Annotated in this window: 15 protein-coding genes and 1 pseudogene; 5 read left to right on the forward strand and 11 right to left on the reverse strand. The window is 45.5% G+C overall.

Annotated elements, in window-relative coordinates; genetic code table 11:
• Positions 1 to 32 precede the first annotated feature (32 nt).
• Together AC4EHB_RS02545 and AC4EHB_RS02550 are read left to right on the forward strand one after the other, a co-directional pair.
• Positions 33 to 549, forward strand: a pseudogene (locus AC4EHB_RS02545) (GNAT family N-acetyltransferase).
• 364 nt (positions 550 to 913) lie between these two features.
• The gene (locus AC4EHB_RS02550; RefSeq protein WP_490980580.1) at positions 914 to 2,128 is read left to right on the forward strand and encodes an MFS transporter; all 1,215 of its coding nucleotides are present in this window, start codon (positions 914 to 916) and stop codon (positions 2,126 to 2,128) included.
• 22 nt (positions 2,129 to 2,150) lie between these two features.
• On the opposite strand, the gene AC4EHB_RS02555 is transcribed toward AC4EHB_RS02550, so the two are convergent.
• Together AC4EHB_RS02555 and AC4EHB_RS02560 are read right to left on the reverse strand one after the other, a co-directional pair.
• Positions 2,151 to 2,714 (reverse strand): ArsR family transcriptional regulator, encoded by a 564-nt coding sequence (locus tag AC4EHB_RS02555; protein ID WP_490980581.1) that lies wholly within the window; start codon positions 2,712 to 2,714, stop codon positions 2,151 to 2,153.
• Between the two features lie 167 nt (positions 2,715 to 2,881).
• On the reverse strand, positions 2,882 to 3,757 hold the full coding sequence (locus AC4EHB_RS02560) for a hypothetical protein (protein WP_490980582.1): 876 nt from the start codon (positions 3,755 to 3,757) through the stop codon (positions 2,882 to 2,884).
• 71 nt (positions 3,758 to 3,828) lie between these two features.
• On the opposite strand from AC4EHB_RS02560, the gene AC4EHB_RS02565 reads away from it, so the two are divergent.
• Positions 3,829 to 4,350 carry a hypothetical protein gene (locus AC4EHB_RS02565; protein ID WP_490980583.1) on the forward strand — a complete coding sequence of 174 codons (522 nt, stop codon included), beginning with the start codon at positions 3,829 to 3,831 and terminating at the stop codon, positions 4,348 to 4,350.
• A gap of 691 nt (positions 4,351 to 5,041) precedes the next feature.
• On the opposite strand, the gene AC4EHB_RS02570 is transcribed toward AC4EHB_RS02565, so the two are convergent.
• Positions 5,042 to 5,800: an SDR family oxidoreductase gene (locus tag AC4EHB_RS02570; RefSeq protein WP_490980584.1), complete on the reverse strand. Its 759-nt coding sequence runs from the start codon at positions 5,798 to 5,800 to the stop codon at positions 5,042 to 5,044.
• A gap of 145 nt (positions 5,801 to 5,945) precedes the next feature.
• Here AC4EHB_RS02570 and AC4EHB_RS02575 point away from each other — a divergent pair, with 145 nt between their 5' ends.
• The gene (locus AC4EHB_RS02575; protein ID WP_490974035.1) at positions 5,946 to 6,515 is read left to right on the forward strand and encodes a TetR/AcrR family transcriptional regulator; all 570 of its coding nucleotides are present in this window, start codon (positions 5,946 to 5,948) and stop codon (positions 6,513 to 6,515) included.
• A gap of 372 nt (positions 6,516 to 6,887) precedes the next feature.
• Here the strand turns inward: AC4EHB_RS02575 and AC4EHB_RS02580 are convergent, their stop codons facing one another.
• Both AC4EHB_RS02580 and AC4EHB_RS02585 read right to left on the reverse strand, forming a co-directional pair.
• A complete protein-coding gene (locus AC4EHB_RS02580) occupies positions 6,888 to 7,646 on the reverse strand; it encodes a helix-turn-helix domain-containing protein (RefSeq protein ID WP_490980585.1) in 759 nt (252 codons plus the stop codon).
• A gap of 444 nt (positions 7,647 to 8,090) precedes the next feature.
• Positions 8,091 to 8,543: a VOC family protein gene (locus AC4EHB_RS02585; protein WP_490980586.1), complete on the reverse strand. Its 453-nt coding sequence runs from the start codon at positions 8,541 to 8,543 to the stop codon at positions 8,091 to 8,093.
• 601 nt (positions 8,544 to 9,144) lie between these two features.
• Here AC4EHB_RS02585 and AC4EHB_RS02590 point away from each other — a divergent pair.
• On the forward strand, positions 9,145 to 9,534 hold the full coding sequence (locus AC4EHB_RS02590) for a VOC family protein (protein ID WP_490974038.1): 390 nt from the start codon (positions 9,145 to 9,147) through the stop codon (positions 9,532 to 9,534).
• 474 nt (positions 9,535 to 10,008) lie between these two features.
• Here AC4EHB_RS02590 and AC4EHB_RS02595 read toward each other — a convergent pair whose 3' ends face one another.
• From AC4EHB_RS02595 to AC4EHB_RS02620, 6 genes are all read right to left on the reverse strand, one after another.
• The gene (locus AC4EHB_RS02595) at positions 10,009 to 10,944 is read right to left on the reverse strand and encodes a bifunctional helix-turn-helix transcriptional regulator/GNAT family N-acetyltransferase (RefSeq protein WP_490974039.1); all 936 of its coding nucleotides are present in this window, start codon (positions 10,942 to 10,944) and stop codon (positions 10,009 to 10,011) included.
• Between the two features lie 137 nt (positions 10,945 to 11,081).
• Complete coding sequence (locus AC4EHB_RS02600) at positions 11,082 to 13,085, reverse strand: ABC1 kinase family protein (protein ID WP_490980587.1); 2,004 nt, start codon at positions 13,083 to 13,085, stop codon at positions 11,082 to 11,084.
• Positions 13,086 to 13,571: 486 nt separating this feature from the next.
• Positions 13,572 to 14,225, reverse strand: coding sequence for a YIP1 family protein (locus AC4EHB_RS02605; protein WP_490974041.1), 654 nt, complete (start codon positions 14,223 to 14,225; stop codon positions 13,572 to 13,574).
• Positions 14,226 to 14,389: 164 nt separating this feature from the next.
• Positions 14,390 to 14,590, reverse strand: a complete 201-nt coding sequence (locus tag AC4EHB_RS02610; protein WP_490974042.1) for a hypothetical protein — start codon at positions 14,588 to 14,590, stop codon at positions 14,390 to 14,392.
• On the reverse strand, positions 14,587 to 15,051 hold the full coding sequence (locus AC4EHB_RS02615; protein ID WP_490980588.1) for an SRPBCC family protein: 465 nt from the start codon (positions 15,049 to 15,051) through the stop codon (positions 14,587 to 14,589). The genes AC4EHB_RS02610 and AC4EHB_RS02615 overlap by 4 nt, the downstream gene beginning before the upstream one ends.
• A gap of 29 nt (positions 15,052 to 15,080) precedes the next feature.
• Positions 15,081 to 15,536, reverse strand: coding sequence for an SRPBCC family protein (locus tag AC4EHB_RS02620; protein ID WP_490974044.1), 456 nt, complete (start codon positions 15,534 to 15,536; stop codon positions 15,081 to 15,083).
• Between the last annotated feature and the right edge of the window lie 23 nt (positions 15,537 to 15,559).

Genomic DNA, 15,559 nt, shown 5'->3' on the forward strand with positions numbered 1-15,559 from the left:
GTTGATTCGTTTGAGGGGAAGAATAATAAAAGATGGAATGGGCCCGAAAAGAATTCAACGTAAACGGAGCATCTTACGTGATTCGGTCGGCTGCGGGCGGACGGAGAAACTGAAAACCTGGACAGGGAGCCCGGGGAAGGCTTCATTGATCCATACGCTTACACTCGGTTGATTGCATTGGACGCTGAGTGCAGCCGTAACCTGTTTCTCGTAGCGGAAGCAAGTGGAGCGCTTACTGGCTTTTCTCGCTGCTAGGGCAGCCATCTAAAGCGTTCTGCGCATAAGTTGGAATTCGGAGTGGTGATTCTTCAGCCATACTGGGGAATTGGCATCGGCCAGAACTTGCTCCAGGAGTCAATTCACTGGGCGGATTCGACCGGTGTAAAAAAAATCGCCTTGAGCGTTAACGAAGGCAATGTTAAAGCGATTAAGCTTTATGAGAAAATGGGCTTTAAAGTTGAAGGGGTTTTGAAGAACGACAAACTTCTATCAGGCTTACGCTATCGCAATACGATTGTTATGGGCCGAATAAAAAGCTCGTTATTGTGAGCGGTTGGGCTCTGCAAGATGTGGTATCGTAGTATGAACGCGCTTTAACGTGAACGAAGACAGTGGAAAAGGGGACAAGGGCTATGGATTCTAATCTGCTTAATATCATTGCCGTGGTCGCGGTATTCAGTTTAATCGTAATCGTACCGCTGGCTTTCGTATTCGGAATTTACACATTCAATAAACGAAAACGTAAATAAACAATGGGTTGGCTTCAAAACGAAAGAAGGGCGGAGAGATTCCGCCCTTCTTTTTTACGTTCTTAATAACCCAATACGTAAAAATTATTTTTAATGACTATTGACTCTCTCTTATTTATCGTTAAAATTAATTTTAACGATAAAATATTATGAGGAGTGAACAAGTGTTAAAAAATAATACGATACGCAATTTGTGGTTAGGGCGGCTGGTTTCGATATCCGGTGATAGCTTATATGAAGTGGCGGTCATTTGGTATGTCTTTGAATTGACAAGAAATCCATTTTACACGGGATTGGCTGCCGCAATCGTCATGATTCCCAAAACCTTGAACTTCTTGTTTGGGCCGATCATTGAAGAGCTCAATAAAAAGAAAGTGCTGGTCTTTGCGCAATACTTTCAATTCATCCTCATGCTCGCCATTCCAGCGGGGATGCTGCTGGGATATGAATCGGTGTTGCTGGTCCTCGCTATTTTGTTCCTGATTTCGTTCCTCGAGAATTTCCAAGGCACTGCAGAAATAGCAATCGTGCCTGAAATTGTACCGATAGGGCAGAGAGGCGCATTCAACTCGTTGGCAGCAAGCTCACAGCTCTTGGTCGACATTGCCATGAAAGCGGCATTTGCCGGGGCGATTCTGTTCATCGGTGTTGGCGGCATTTATTTTTACAATGCATTGACGTACCTAGCCGCGGCTCTTTTCTTTAGCTTTATGAAAACCGATAGCACTCGTCAGCAAAGCAACCCGCAGAAAATGGACTGGCCCCGCTACCGAAAGAGCCTGAAACAAGGATTCAGCTACTTTTTCACAGGAGGCTTGCTGGTCATCTGCTTGCCGTTTCTCGTAGCGAACTTTTCCTTTGGCATCACAAGCGCGATTTTGCCCGTCTATGCAGCAGAACGTGGAGGCGGCGCTGCATATGGTTACTTGATCCTTGCCTTGACGATCGGCAATTTGATCGGTACTGCAGTCGTGGCGAAACTGTTGAAATATCCGCTTAGCGGAATGATGATTGTGCTGCCCGGCTGTTCATTCCTTTTGTGGATGTTTTCGGTGTTTATCGGCAATTTATGGGTTTCTATCATCATCTTCGGGCTCGCTTTTGTCCCGTTTGGCATGATGAGCGTTCTGCTCGTCACCTTTTTGCAGACCGCAATCGATGAAGACAAATTGGCGCGGGTATCGTCGATCATCGACAGTGTCCTCGTTTCCGCCATGCCGCTCGGTGCGCTGCTCGGCGGAATCTTTGCGCCGGTGATTGGAGCGGGCAATATGATGCTGCTTGGCGGGGCAGGGCTAGCAGTGATTGCACTCTATTTTGCGGGAAATAAAAAAATCCGCTCCATGCCGAAAATAGGAGCGGTCCGTCTGAACGAATAGAAGAAAAAAACCCCTACCGGCTTCATCCGTCGGCAGGGTTTGGTGCGCTTTCGTAAGTCAAAAGGGAAAACGTGTATTCTTTTGCGCCTGCTTTTCCTGCTGAATCGCGGGAATCCAGCATAAAGCGGATCATTTCGTTGACCTTAAGCCATTCATCATGCGTTAAAGAAGCGGTGGTTTCTGTATAGATGGAGCGAGAATAGATTTGTTCCGGTTCCTTTGTGCCATTCTCCAGATCCTCTTTCAGCAAAGCGACGCCTTTGTTCACTGACATCAAGATCATCGGCAAAAGGAAGTCGGCGTTGCGCGAAGCAAGTTCGCCTTCGAATTGCATGGTGTCGTTGTCGTCGAAAAGATGCTGGGACGAATAATACTTTTCAATCAAATTGCCCACTTGTTTTTCTTCGCTCACTTCCAGCAGCCCCGTACCCAAGAGTTTTTGGATGGGGTAGTAGAGGCGAGAAGGCTTTTCCTCCATGCCGCCTGCGATTTCCTTGACGGTCTTCCCGGTATTTTTAACGGCCTGCAGGATTGCTTCGGTTTTCGGGTCGAAAATCAATTTCATCATATCTAAATTACTGGCCATTTTTTCGCCTCGCTTTTATCGTTTAATTAAATATTAACGCAATAAGATTTTTTAACAAATCTTTTCAACTTTGATTGTAACTTTTCTCTTGCGGAATTGGTCATATCGATTAAAAGTCGCCAATAAAATAAAAGATGAAGTTTTCGTTCAAGAAAAATTTTACGCAGTTAGCGGCATGAATAAATCTTCTTGTCGAGATGAGACCATTCACAGTTCAGCTCATTCCCATCGATCACTTTCCATGGGTTGAAGAAGGTCTGGCCGTTTTTATTGAAGAAAAGATCATTGCCAAGATGAAAAGAGGCATGTTGGACGATGCCTGCATTATTAAACCAGATCACCACATCTCCAGGGGCGGCCTCTTTTTCAATTGCCCTGTAATTTGCGCGGTGGAGTCCTTGTATGAATGTGTCTGGATGCACCCATTCGTCAGCTATCCACGCGTGGCCAGTGACGGCGAACAAGGTGGCCGATAAGCAATTGCTGCCATGGCTGTCGCTGTAGCGATTGGCGAACTGCTGTAAATGGGAGGGGGCCTCTTCAGGAAGCTCATGGCATTCCGGACTGTCCCATTGCACAGCGTATTCTTTTAAGAAACGTTTCTTTGACTCAAGAGGCAACTTCCGCCACCAGCTATACTGCATGACGGCTAGCACCGTTCCATCCTGTTCGACAGAGAAATCCTCAGGAGCTTCCGGAAGCATCGAAGCGGGAAACACCAGCCCTCTGCCCGAGCCCGCTTGAACTTCGAGAAGGTGCTGCTTCTTTTGCAAAGCCATCCGCCCGATCCATTCCGGCAGTGCGACGAGTACATAAGACATACGGGCTTCGATATTCCAATACATATAGCTATTCGCAAGTTGAAGGCGCTTGTAGACCGCATGCGCCATGAATTCATTTCGCGGGACGACTAAGACATCTGTCAATTCGCTTTCGAAATAAGTCAAATCCGCCTCTTCAATAAAAAACAGATCTTGGTTCGGGACAAAGGTGTCAATCCACGATGTTATTTGCTGCTCATTTGGTTCGATGGTGATTTTCATCTTCACATGCTCCTATGCTGACAGGTAGTTTGGGTAAGGCAAGGTTTTGCAATAGTAAAGGGGGGCTGCTGATGAAAAAAGCTAGTTTAATTTTATTGCTATCCATCATTTTATTCGGTTGTCTACCGAAAGGGGGAGAACAGGCTCTTTATGATGCTCCTCCTCAAGAGATGCCGGGTGATTTCAATTTTTCTCTTCAATTCGGCATCCAGAAAAAGAATGAAATAAATACGTTCGAAGGAAAGTTGACGAAAGATTTGATTGCAGGCGGGACTGCAACTGGTGATTTAATTTTAACAGAAGAAGTGATGGAAGATATTTACGAAAGAATGCGGGAGATAAAAATAGCGGAACCGAAGGATTTTACACCTGAACCTGTAAATGGGGAGATTTGTACGCAAGAACCGCATGAAGAAGATGAATGGAACATCGTGATCAACGGGGAGATGCTGACTCATTCAATTTCAGGGAGTTTTTGTGAACCGACGGACGATGCGAAGCAGTTCATTGAGTTAAGGAATGAAGTATTTAACAAAATTAAGAGGAAAGTGGAGTATAAATCACTTCCTGAGTCACGTGGTGGGTATGAATAAACTCGGATTATGAAACTTGATCGAGATAAACCGATTCTGACGCTCATCTACGATCGCTATATATGCCGTTATCAAGGTTTAAGTGCGCTCAGAGAAATTTACTTGCGTTTAAAAACATTTACGAGCGTTCACCGAGATTTATACGCGCTCAGAACAATTTACGCGCATTCAGCAAAAATCGGAATTATCAGTCCCCTAAAACGTATAGCAAACCAAGTTACTTTCTGGGGGAATGCACATATGAAACCAAATACAGCGTTATAGAGTTTATTAGCTTTGATGCAGTTGCTCATTTAAGCGCAAAGCACGTGTTTAGCAGCGGAATGGAGCGGGATTGTTATGTGGCTGAGCACAATAATTTTTCTGGTGGCAACAGGTGTCTTTGCTCAAAGCCAGTCGATTGAGCGGAAGAATAGAAAATCGTAGAAAAAGAAGGGGATTCATAGATTTTCATTGAATATCGATGATACACATTACCGAAAACGTCAAGGCAATAAGTTCTGTTAATAGCGTTGTGGTTCATTGCGATTTTATGGAGTGGTGCATCAACGATTAAAAAAACGCATTAATTCGGGCTAATGCCAAAAAGGGTTGGAGACATAAATCTCCAACCCTTTTATGTTAATTATTTTGAAAGTGCGTGTAAACGCGTGGATCCGTTAGCCTAGCAGATCAGCAAATAAATCAAAAGTTAATATGCTGTCCAGCCGCCATCAGCCGTGACCACTTGGCCATTGATAAAGCTGGCATCGTCCGAGCCGAGGAAAATCGCAAGTTTAGCAATCTCTTCCGGCTGTCCGATGCGCGGGTTGATAGCCATGCCCAGTTGTTGGCGGTTCATGCCCACTCCGCTGATGTTGCTCATGGTGCTGCCGATGTTGGTAGCGACCGCGCCTGGTGCAATGCCGTTGCAGCGGATGTTTTTGTCTGCATACATGAATGCCGTGTTTTTCGTGAGGCCGACAACTGCGTGTTTGGACGCCGTGTAAGCAGCGCCTGCCCGTGCTCCGTAAAGTCCGCCTGCGGAGATGTTGTTAATGATGACGCCATGCCCTTGCTCAAGGAAGATGGCAGTTGCGATGCGCATTGTTCGCATGACAGCCGTCGTATTGACCGCAAATACTTTGTCCCAGCGCTCATCGGAAATTTCGCCGACCGGCTCCATGCCGTCCATGATGCCCGCATTGTTCACAAGGACGTCCAACTTGCCGTAAGCTTTTATCGTTTCTTCGAATAAAGTCTCCAGATCCTCCAAAGAAGTTACATTCGTTTTCACTGCAATCGCTTCGCCGCCATTTGCTTTGATGGCGTCAGCAACCGCCGTTGCGCCTTCCAAGTTCAAATCCGATACTACGACTTTCGCGCCTTCATGTGCATAGCCTTCCGCAATCGCTTTGCCCATGCCGGATGCCGCGCCAGTCACTATTGCCACTTTACCTTCGAATTTCATTAATGAAAACCCCCTGAATTTTATTGAACAACTGTATAATAAAATTATAATCCCAGCACGCAAACGCTAACAACCATCAAAAAATGCCGATTTGTTCAGTAAACAACATTTTCAGATAATTTGTTCAATAAAGGGAGGGCGAAAAATGAAAATCGATTTGCGGGTCCTGAAAACCAAGGAAGCGTTGCACGAAAGCCTCATCAGCCTTTTAAAAGAGCGGGCGCTGGAATCGATCTCCATCACCGAGATCTGCAAAGCAGCGAAAATCAACCGGGGCACATTTTATCAGCATTTTGGCAAAGTCGAGGACTTGTTCGAAGAGTATTTCAAGGAGATCATGAAAGACTTGGCTGAATCCTACCAGGCGCCTTACCGGCATGTGGAGCGGATTGAAACCACGAAGCTGAATCCGGCAACCATCCGTATTTTCCATCACATCGAGAAATACAAGAAGTTCTATTTCATCGTGTTTTCTAAAAACGTGCCGTTGTCTTATTACTATCTATTGTTTGAAGAAATCAATGCATTAATGAAAGAAGATTTTGCCGCCCATTCCTTGATTGGTGAAGGAATAGCCATCGATATGCTGAGCGCTTACCAATCGAACGCGATTCTCGGCATGGTGATCGAGTGGTACCGGCAAGATTTCGACAAAAGCGCTGCTCAGATGAATGAACAGCTGGTGAACATCTTGAATCTCCGGCTCGGCGGTTGACCAATTGCAAAGGGGATAGCATGGAAAATCACGAAATTCTTAAAAATCTATGATGCGTAATATAATAGGTGTATCCGCTAAGTTCAGATTTTGCAGAACCTTAGTGAACTCGAGCCGAGTACGCTGGCAATTATGCACGGTTCTTCCTTTTACGGAAACAGCAAGAAGGAAATCCTGAATTTACGGGAAGTCTGGAAAAGTGTTATGGAAGATTCCTATAGTCAAAGTCATTTCAACAACTGATTTTTTAGTCCTCAATCCTTAAACAAGGAGAATGGATGGCCGTTTGTTTTGCTGAATGGAACGAATAAATATCTAAGAATTTAAACAAGCTGCTTTCATTAACTGAAAGCAGCTTGTTATATTTATTAGCTATGTATCGGCATGTTTTTCTTTCATTAACTTGCGGAATACACCAGGTGGTTTGCCGACAGTTTTCTTGAACGCCTGCTGAAAATGCGTGGCGCTCTTATAGCCAGTCTGAGCGGCGATTTCCGGAACGCTGCCGGAGGTTTCCAGCAAAAGATGCTGCGCTGTCCTCATGCGGCATTGGATGGCGTATTGGATCGGGCTGACACCCGTCAACTCTTTGAACTGGCGCGCTAAGTAATATTTGTTTAAGCCCAGTTCCAACGATAGGTCGGAAAGTGTGATGTCGCGGCAATGGTTCTCTTCTATATAATGCTGTGCCTTGCGGATCAATTGGCTCAGGTCCGGATTTTCAATTGCGGCGGGGGGTGCCAAGGCTCGTTCTAGCGTGCAGAAGAACAGCGCCAGCAAATGCCGGAGCATCGCCTGGTCTTGCTGTTGCTGGATGATTTCCCCAAGCAGTGACTGAAGCTCGGAAAAAACGCGCAAAAACTGTACAGGGGCTAACTGCGTTTCCCGGATGTGGCTGATCGGCAAGCCATCCGCCAAGTTTCCGGAACAGCAAAGATAAAGCGCTTGAAAAGGGGAGCGGGGATCTACCCGTTCTTCATGCCAATCGCCTGCATTGTATAACACGATGCTCCCGGGTCCTGCACGGTAGTTTTTTTCGTTGATGGTGAATTGGCCGGTACCGGAAACCACCAACAAAATCTCACAGGTGTCGGAATGCTGGTGGAGCGGTTTTGAGTAAATTTGTCCCATAGAGGCAAATATATGCCCTGCTGCATGGAAGATTTGCAAAGATTCCTTAATATTAACCACTCTTTTCACCAAAGTTTGATATCAACAATTATAACAAGAATTAATAGGTTTATACATAAAATATAGCATTAAATCGAATTATTTTTATGAACTACGCAAGAATCGATAGATTTAATGGTTTAATCAAGTGCTGATTCAGCATTTTTTACAGAAATTGAGAATCAATTAAAAAATATAAGAGAAAGGGGGAATTTTTTGATGGATTATCCAAGGTAAGCAGATAATTAAGGTGAACAGGCACCTCCATCTAAAGACAAATCACATTTAGAGGAGCAAGGAAATTTCAATGAAAAAAGCAGCATTCCTTCAACGAACGAGGAAATGCTGCTTTCTGTCTTACGTCATGTCTGTTTCAGTAAAGGCTTTTTGTAAAACGCCACTTGCTTAATTGTTACCGAGTTGCTCCGCCAAACCGATTAGGATTCCTTCGGTTCCACGAATATAACAAAGCCGATACGCGTCTTCGTACTGAACCACTTCACCAACGAGCTGTGCACCGTGCTTCGTGAGTCTGGATACCATTTCGTCAATGTCTTCAACGGCAAACATGACACGTAGATAACCAAGGGCATTAACAGGAGCGGTCCGGTGATCTGATATAGTAGGCGGGGTGATAAATCGCGAAAGTTCAAGTCGGCTGTGGCCATCCGGGGTAACCATCATAGCAATCTCTACGTTCTGAGAACCTAATCCGGTTACGCGACCCGCCCATTCACCTTCGATAGTGGCTCGCCCTTCAAGATTCAAGCCGATTTCCTCGAAGAAAGAGATTGCGTTATCAAGGGATTCTACAACGATGCCGACATTATCCATTCGTAGTAATTTGTTTTTTTCCATGGTTTTATCTCCTTCTGTATCAAAGTTTAATTTCATGAGAAAAGATCACTTGAGGACTCAGCCCCGGCAACATATGCAGGTTATCTTCAAATTCCTAAGGAGATCTATAGACACAGTGACTGACGCATTCAATTAGTCCTTCTTGAGCCTAAAATGACACTGAATGGCCGCTGGCTTTCAATCACGGATCAGAATCAATCCATCATGCTGGGTAATCAGTTCAATGAGTTACGTCGTAAAGGACATGTTCATCACTTTCTTTTTGCGTTAATACGCATAATATATAATAGATTGGTAAAAATGCAAAGAGCGGTTTTCAGAAACAGAAACAAAAGTTCTTGCAGCAAGATTTAATAGTATTTTTAACTAAACCCGGTGGTATTTCAGCATATTTTATTCGCATCAGCAAGAATCGATAGTTTCTTATTATAAAAGGCTAGCTGGAGAACGGAGTTTAAGTAATCCTTATATTGCGATAGATCGCAACGCACGAGGGAGGAGGCAGCGCAAAAATCGTGTGGCAATAACTCCCAAGAGGCTTTATAATGGCTGTAATACAGCTTGTTGAACGGGACAGCTACCCAATCGAGGAGGAATTGCAATGGTGAAGGAATGCTGGATCAATCTGCCGGTGACAGATTTGGTAAAATCGAAAGGCTTTTTTAAAGCGCTTGGGTTCAGGCTCAATGAACGGTTTTCGGACAGCGATACGATGGCTGGTGTCGTCATTGGCAGCCACAATGCCATGGTCATGCTGTTTCCGGAAGAGACATTTATATCGTTCACAAACAACACCATTGCGGATACCGCAATGAGCACGGAGATTTTGATTTCCATTTCAGTGGAAAATGAAGATGAAGTGCAGGAGTTGGTCCACAAAGCAGCTGCGGCCGGTGGCATCATTTTTGCAGAGCCGGGAGAACGAAACGGCATGTACGGAGCGGGATTTTGCGATTTGGATGGGCATCGATGGAATTTGCTGGTGATGTAGCGAATAAGTAAGATTGGCATGGATCATCAGCCAAGATGAGTTTTTAAATAGATATAAATTAAATTGATATAAAAACATCCGAACAGCGCAATTTATAAATGCGTCGTTCGGATGTTTTTGTTTTTCACTAAAGCAATTTCCAGCGCTGTGAATCCTGCGCAGTAATTTTAAAAGCTGCTGATCCATTTAAATGAAATATGCTGTAGCACACATAAAACGGTGAAACTACGCAACAGCGCTAAAAAGCCAGATTTGGGCCGAAAAACGCGTTTCGTCTCACTGTCATGAGTATACTTATTGAATGAAACGCTACTTCCGATAATTTATATTATGTCAACTAAAATATTTTTATCGAATTAAGGGCCTTTCTGAATGGCTCCTTCTTCTGTCTTTTCGCGCTCTTTAACACGATTTCGCATCTTATTTGCGCGTATCTGCTATTTACTGTGCACGCAGCTTCCTGTGCACCATGCTTTATTCATTTTTCATAACGGGTTCCAACTCCAGATCCCAGCGTTCTTCAGTCAACGCGTCTGCAGTCCAATCCGTATTCGTTTTTTCCTCGGTTAGCTTGAATCCGTATTTGGTATACAGATAACGTGCGGCTTCCAATATATTGACCGTCCACAGGAATACATGCTGATAGCCTTGCTCGCGGCAAAATTCGATTGCTGTCTCCATCAGCATTTTCCCGATGCCTAGACCTTGGAACTGTTCATCTAAAATAAACCAACGCAATTGTGCAGTCTCGTCTCCAGCTTTTGCAATTGCTATGGATCCGGCAACTTCACCGTCCACTTCAGCGATCCACAACTGCCCGCCAGTTGGATTTGCCATAAAATCAGCTAACCCTTTGACTACATAGAATTCAAAGACATGGCTGAATTGATGTGTATTGCCATACAGCGTACCGTGCAGATGCGCGATGTAACCGGCGTCGCCAGGCCCATATGGCCGGATGATAATTTTATTAGGTGCTTGCTGAGGCTGCAGTAGGCTTTCAATCGTGGCCATAGCGGCGGTCAGCTTCATTAAATCGCGCTCTGGCAGCGTAGCGACCATCTTGCTGATGCCTTGATTGGCATTTTCCACGAGCTGCTGGTGAATTTCTTCGCCTTTATCGGTCAATCCCAGCAAAATGCGGCGTTTGTCATCGGCAGATTGCTTCTTGAAAATCAATTCGCTGTCTTCGAACTTTTGCAGCATGCGGCTGATATAGCCTCGATCTAGCCCCAATTTTTCGCGTATTTCAGAAGCCGTCGCGCCTTTTTGCGCATGGAGTTCCGATATAACGCGCGCTTCGGCCAACGGATACGGCTGCTGGTAGATTTCTTGGTCGATTTTGCCAAGAACATTTGCATAAAAACGGTTGAATTTCCGGATTTCCTCGACTTGTTTTAAGTTATTCATCAGTAAACCCCCACAGTAATTTTCTGAAAAATCCATTTCTTTTATAATACTTAATATGGTTGACTTTGGCAACTAAAAAACGCATTCAAGGGAATGCGCTTTGCTAAGGTTTTATTGACATCATCCAGCACCAATCCCTACAGGCGGTCGTTTTTCATATCCCGGACAGCTTGGATCGACAGCCTCACCAAAAGAATCACGCATAGGAACAAGCCGGTATAGGCTGCTGTATTCAAGTACACTGCGTACACCGTATCGATGAACTGGGCGATCGCCAACAAGGCGGATGACACGATGCCGAACGTAATGCCTGTCATCAGCAGGATGAAGCGGGAAAACATCAAGGCAACGAAATGGGCATTCGATTTGTCCGAAAAGATGTCGTGATGCAGAATGATGCGCCCTCCCTCCACCCGGCGAAGGAGATGGTCCATGCGTTTCGGCAATTTCTTCAACTCCGGTATGACAAGGGCCAGTTCTTCTTCAATTCGTTCTTTGACTTCACGAGGTTCGTGGAACGGCTTTTTCAAAATGGCGGTTTTCGTCTCTTTTGCAAATGTTTTCGCTTCGGTGAACATATCGAATCCGGGATCGATCGTGTGCAGGGTGCCGTCGAGCGTAATCAATGCCCGTAGCGCGATGCCGACTGATGGGTAAAACGACAATCCGAAATTCCGCACGACGTCAAAAATGGAGTGGATCAGTTCATCGGTCGAGATGCGATCGACATACGAAACACGCAGCAAGATCTGCCCGATCGCCTGTTCGAACTTTTGGCGGTCGATATCCTTGCTGTCTTCAACAAGGTTCGTGACAGCGTCATAGATGATTTCCGCATCGTTTTGCTGCACGCCGATGACGAATAAATTCAATGCTTCCTGCTGCACTTTCGCCAAGCGGCCGACTGCCCCGAAGTCCAGCAGCACCGGCAAGCCGTCCCTGCTGTCGATAAAGATGTTGCCTGGATGCGGATCCGCATGGAAAATGCCGGCGAACAGCATTTGTTCCAAATATGAGAACAGCACCGTTCTGGAAAAATCGCGCGGCGGAACTTGGAACTGCTCGAACACCTCTTTGCCTTTTGGAATGCTCTTGCCCTTAAAATACTCGAGGACGATTAAATTATAATTGCTGTATTCACGGTAAACATAAGGTACTTTCACGGTGTATGGGCTTTTCTCCATTATATTGCCGATTTGGATTGTGTTGCGGATTTCAATTTCAAAATCGATTTCTTCCCGCAATGCGTTGGCGAATCCGATGGCGAGCTCCCGGAATCCAATTGTTGAAGCCCAACTCGATTTCATCGCCACCCATTCAGCAAACTCTTCGAGAATGTCCAAATCGTCGCGCATAATCGTTGAGACGTCCGGCCGCAGCAGTTTTACCACTACTTCATCGCGGTTTTTCCGCAGCACGGCTCGGTGTACCTGGCCGATTGATCCTGCGGCCAATGGTTCCATATCAAAAGACTCGAATACCTCGTCGAATGTCTCTGGCAGCGCTTTATGGAGAACTTCCTTTACTTGCTTGGCGGATAGCGGCACGACGTCCTGCTGCAGTTTCCCGAGCTCTTCGATGAACACGGGATGGAACAAATCGGAGCGTGTCGACAGCGCTTGGCCGAATTTAATGAAAATGCCGCCGCTTTGCTCGAGCGTCTTGCGCAAAGCGATAGCCAATTGCCGTTCGTTTTCGCGGTGGCGCGCGAAGTGGAACGTGCTGGAGATGCCGTTTTTCACGGCAACTTCGAGTACTTTGCTTAAACGCTTCTGGCGGCGCCAAAGATGCAGCAAGCGTTTCACGAAAAACACGCGGCTCGTGAGCGACCCTCCGCTGCCGCCGAAACCGTTCCCTTCAAAAAGCTCGAAGAACAAGTAGAACAGCATCGAAATCATCAGCATGCTGCCGATCCAAATAATCGTACTGGCATCGGTCACAGCGGATAAAAAGCCCTGCTCGAAATAGTCTGTAAAACGCAGATAGGAATACCAGTACACGAGCGATGTCAGGCTGACGCCTAACATCACCGAAAGCATGCGTTTGACAACATGAACCTTAGAGCCGATCAACCTGCCGCTGACATAGAAAATAAACAGCAGGATGAGCATTATTTCAATGAAAATACGCAAATAGACCATTGTTCCACCTCCGTTACACAGTAATCTTCTGAACGCTCTTAATTTCTTTTAAACGTGCATTAATTCTTCTGAACGTGCGTAAATGTTGTTGAACGTCTATAAAATTTAATGAGCACGCGTAAACGCTCATGGATGCCAAAATCAATTAATCGGCCACACAGTGGTAAGCCATTTAACTTCGCTCCTAATTAACAGAATACTAAGTCCTTTCTTGTAGTATAGCAAAAATAACCTGCTATAGCGCTTCCCTTCTGCCACCCTACTATGAAGGCGCCGATAAATTTTGTTACCAAAAGAACGGTTATTTATCATCGATTCCAGTTCGCTGTTTTGCTACACTTGAATCTGTGCGCAAAGCAGCTGAGCGTTTTTGCGGTTTGCCTTCTTGTTTGCTTGTTTTGAATTTTATTCAATAAATACCTTATGTAATAATCTACATGTGCAATTTTTTTCCATAAAAAAAGAAAGCCTGAGCCTTCCTTTCCGTTACAATACCGCAGCGAACAATATGATAAACAAGATAACAACTATTATGACAACCACACCGATCACGACCGCTGGGATCACGACCGTTGCAAAGCCTTTCCAGCTACTGAACCGGTGCGCTTCCCCAATTGCCTTGCTTTGGATGATGATACCCCAGATTGACAAGACGAATGAGATCGTTCCGAGCACAATCAGCGTCCCTAGCCCTTCCCCTGTGCTGTTGCCCGCAAGCGGATCAGCGAAATATGAAGCCGGCGCGATCGTCGCCCATGCCAATAAAATCGGTGCAAGCCAAACATACGGAATCATCGAAACGGCAACCGCTTTGAACATTTCTATGTACGTCGCTGTCCCTTTGAACAATTTACCGACAAGCAAATACAATGCGGACAAAAAGGCGGCACTCGCTAATCCGACCACTGGCCCGATAATAAGCGACAACAAAAAAATCAGCCAGCCGGCCATTCCTGCGCCGCCCCCTGAACTTTGCATCCCCATCAACCCGCTGCCGATCCCTGACAGCATTATGAGCATGATTGCGAATCCTGTTGTTTTTTCTTCAATAACAAAGCGGGCAGCTTTGCGCGTTCTCAGCCATACCGCGGTAAACGGATTAACGCGTTCTGTTTCGTGTTTCTCATTAATGTCTATCATTAAATCTCCCCCTAGAAGTTCTCTCTATATTACGGCGCCAAGGCTTTTTGGTTTCACTAATCAGCTAAAAACCCATTTGTGTTTTCTGATTCTTTTTTTTGTTGCGTTTTTGATTTTTATTGTATTATCCTTAAGTAGTTTAGTACATTTACGTTTTTTAATCATTATTCCCCGAAATCCTGTGGGTTTTCAACATAAAACGCCACCGCTCCGCATCCGCTGCAAACAGCAGCTTTCGGCTCAGCTGTGGCGTTTTTGAATAATCCGCGCTTTTTTTGGGTGATTTTCAAGCCGTACAGTGCACCTTTCACAGTGACCTGCAGATCTTCGGCCATTGCGCCTCGGCAGTTTGGGCATTGCCTCATCGGTTTTTCTCCTTTTTCACCGCTTCCGATTCCACCAAGTCCATAAACTCGTTGACGGTTTCCATATTGCTTTTTGTGCCGCCCATCTTCAGCATCGTGCGCCCCACGAGATTCGTGCCGCGGTTCGATCCTTCATAGACAAAGCGGGTTTGCTGTTCACTGATTTTCTGAAGACGGAACTGCAAATCGACTTCGAATAAATTGGCGAGCACAAAATGCAATTGCTTCACTTTTTCATCCGGCGTGTCTTGATACGCCACAGTTTCCACAATATACGTCTCCAGCCGGCTGCCTTGGCGGTAAGTCTGTTGATGCTTAGCGCCGACTTCATCTTCCCGTTTTTCGATGAGCTCGTGCTTTTCCAGCTTTGGCATGATTTTTTGGATATTGTCGTCTTTGAACAATTCCCACACTGTCTCGATATTGGCATCGATGATGCGCTTTTGCTTCCATTCAATCATCCCATTGCCCCCTTTTATTCATTGCTTTTTCACTCTATTTTCTCTGCTTCGCTTTTGACCCGCTCCATGAACGTCCGGGCTGTCGCTAGCCGGCTTTTTTTGCTGCCTGCCAGGAGCATCATTTTAGCGGAGGCCGTGAGCCCTTTATTGAAGCCCGAATAAATGAAACGGGTTTTCCCCGGTTCCAGTTTTTCAAGCCGATAGGAATAATTCACGAGAATCGACTGACCCATCAAAAACTCAACCATGCGCTCTTTGAGCTCTGGCATTTCTGCGAATGCTTTTGTTTCGACCACATAGCTCATGAGCTGTTTGCCTTCGTAATAGCTTTGGCTGTGTTTTGCTCCCACTCGATCGTCATGCCCTTCTAGGAGTTCATGGCTGTGGATCTTCGGCATGATTTTCTGGACGCTGCGGTCCTGGAACAACAGCCATACTTTCTCGATATCGCTGTCAATAATGATTTCCTCTTTCCATTTCACCATTCCTTAAAGCCCTCCCTTGTTTG

Source organism: Planococcus sp. TJ-302 (assembly GCF_058268455.1).

What these genes read in the sequence shown, in the direction of transcription:
- AC4EHB_RS02575 (WP_490974035.1), top strand. Translation starts at nt 5,946, where the DNA reads ATGAAAATCGATTTGCGGGTCCTGAAAACCAAGGAAGCGTTGCACGAA.
- AC4EHB_RS02620 (WP_490974044.1), bottom strand. Translation starts at nt 15,536, where the DNA reads ATGGTGAAATGGAAAGAGGAAATCATTATTGACAGCGATATCGAGAAA.
- AC4EHB_RS02590 (WP_490974038.1), top strand. Translation starts at nt 9,145, where the DNA reads ATGGTGAAGGAATGCTGGATCAATCTGCCGGTGACAGATTTGGTAAAA.
- AC4EHB_RS02570 (WP_490980584.1), bottom strand. Translation starts at nt 5,800, where the DNA reads ATGAAATTCGAAGGTAAAGTGGCAATAGTGACTGGCGCGGCATCCGGC.
- AC4EHB_RS02565 (WP_490980583.1), top strand. Translation starts at nt 3,829, where the DNA reads ATGAAAAAAGCTAGTTTAATTTTATTGCTATCCATCATTTTATTCGGT.
- AC4EHB_RS02560 (WP_490980582.1), bottom strand. Translation starts at nt 3,757, where the DNA reads ATGAAAATCACCATCGAACCAAATGAGCAGCAAATAACATCGTGGATT.
- AC4EHB_RS02615 (WP_490980588.1), bottom strand. Translation starts at nt 15,051, where the DNA reads ATGATTGAATGGAAGCAAAAGCGCATCATCGATGCCAATATCGAGACA.
- AC4EHB_RS02610 (WP_490974042.1), bottom strand. Translation starts at nt 14,590, where the DNA reads ATGAGGCAATGCCCAAACTGCCGAGGCGCAATGGCCGAAGATCTGCAG.
- AC4EHB_RS02580 (WP_490980585.1), bottom strand. Translation starts at nt 7,646, where the DNA reads ATGGGACAAATTTACTCAAAACCGCTCCACCAGCATTCCGACACCTGT.
- AC4EHB_RS02555 (WP_490980581.1), bottom strand. Translation starts at nt 2,714, where the DNA reads ATGGCCAGTAATTTAGATATGATGAAATTGATTTTCGACCCGAAAACC.
- AC4EHB_RS02600 (WP_490980587.1), bottom strand. Translation starts at nt 13,085, where the DNA reads ATGGTCTATTTGCGTATTTTCATTGAAATAATGCTCATCCTGCTGTTT.
- AC4EHB_RS02585 (WP_490980586.1), bottom strand. Translation starts at nt 8,543, where the DNA reads ATGGAAAAAAACAAATTACTACGAATGGATAATGTCGGCATCGTTGTA.
- AC4EHB_RS02605 (WP_490974041.1), bottom strand. Translation starts at nt 14,225, where the DNA reads ATGATAGACATTAATGAGAAACACGAAACAGAACGCGTTAATCCGTTT.
- AC4EHB_RS02595 (WP_490974039.1), bottom strand. Translation starts at nt 10,944, where the DNA reads ATGAATAACTTAAAACAAGTCGAGGAAATCCGGAAATTCAACCGTTTT.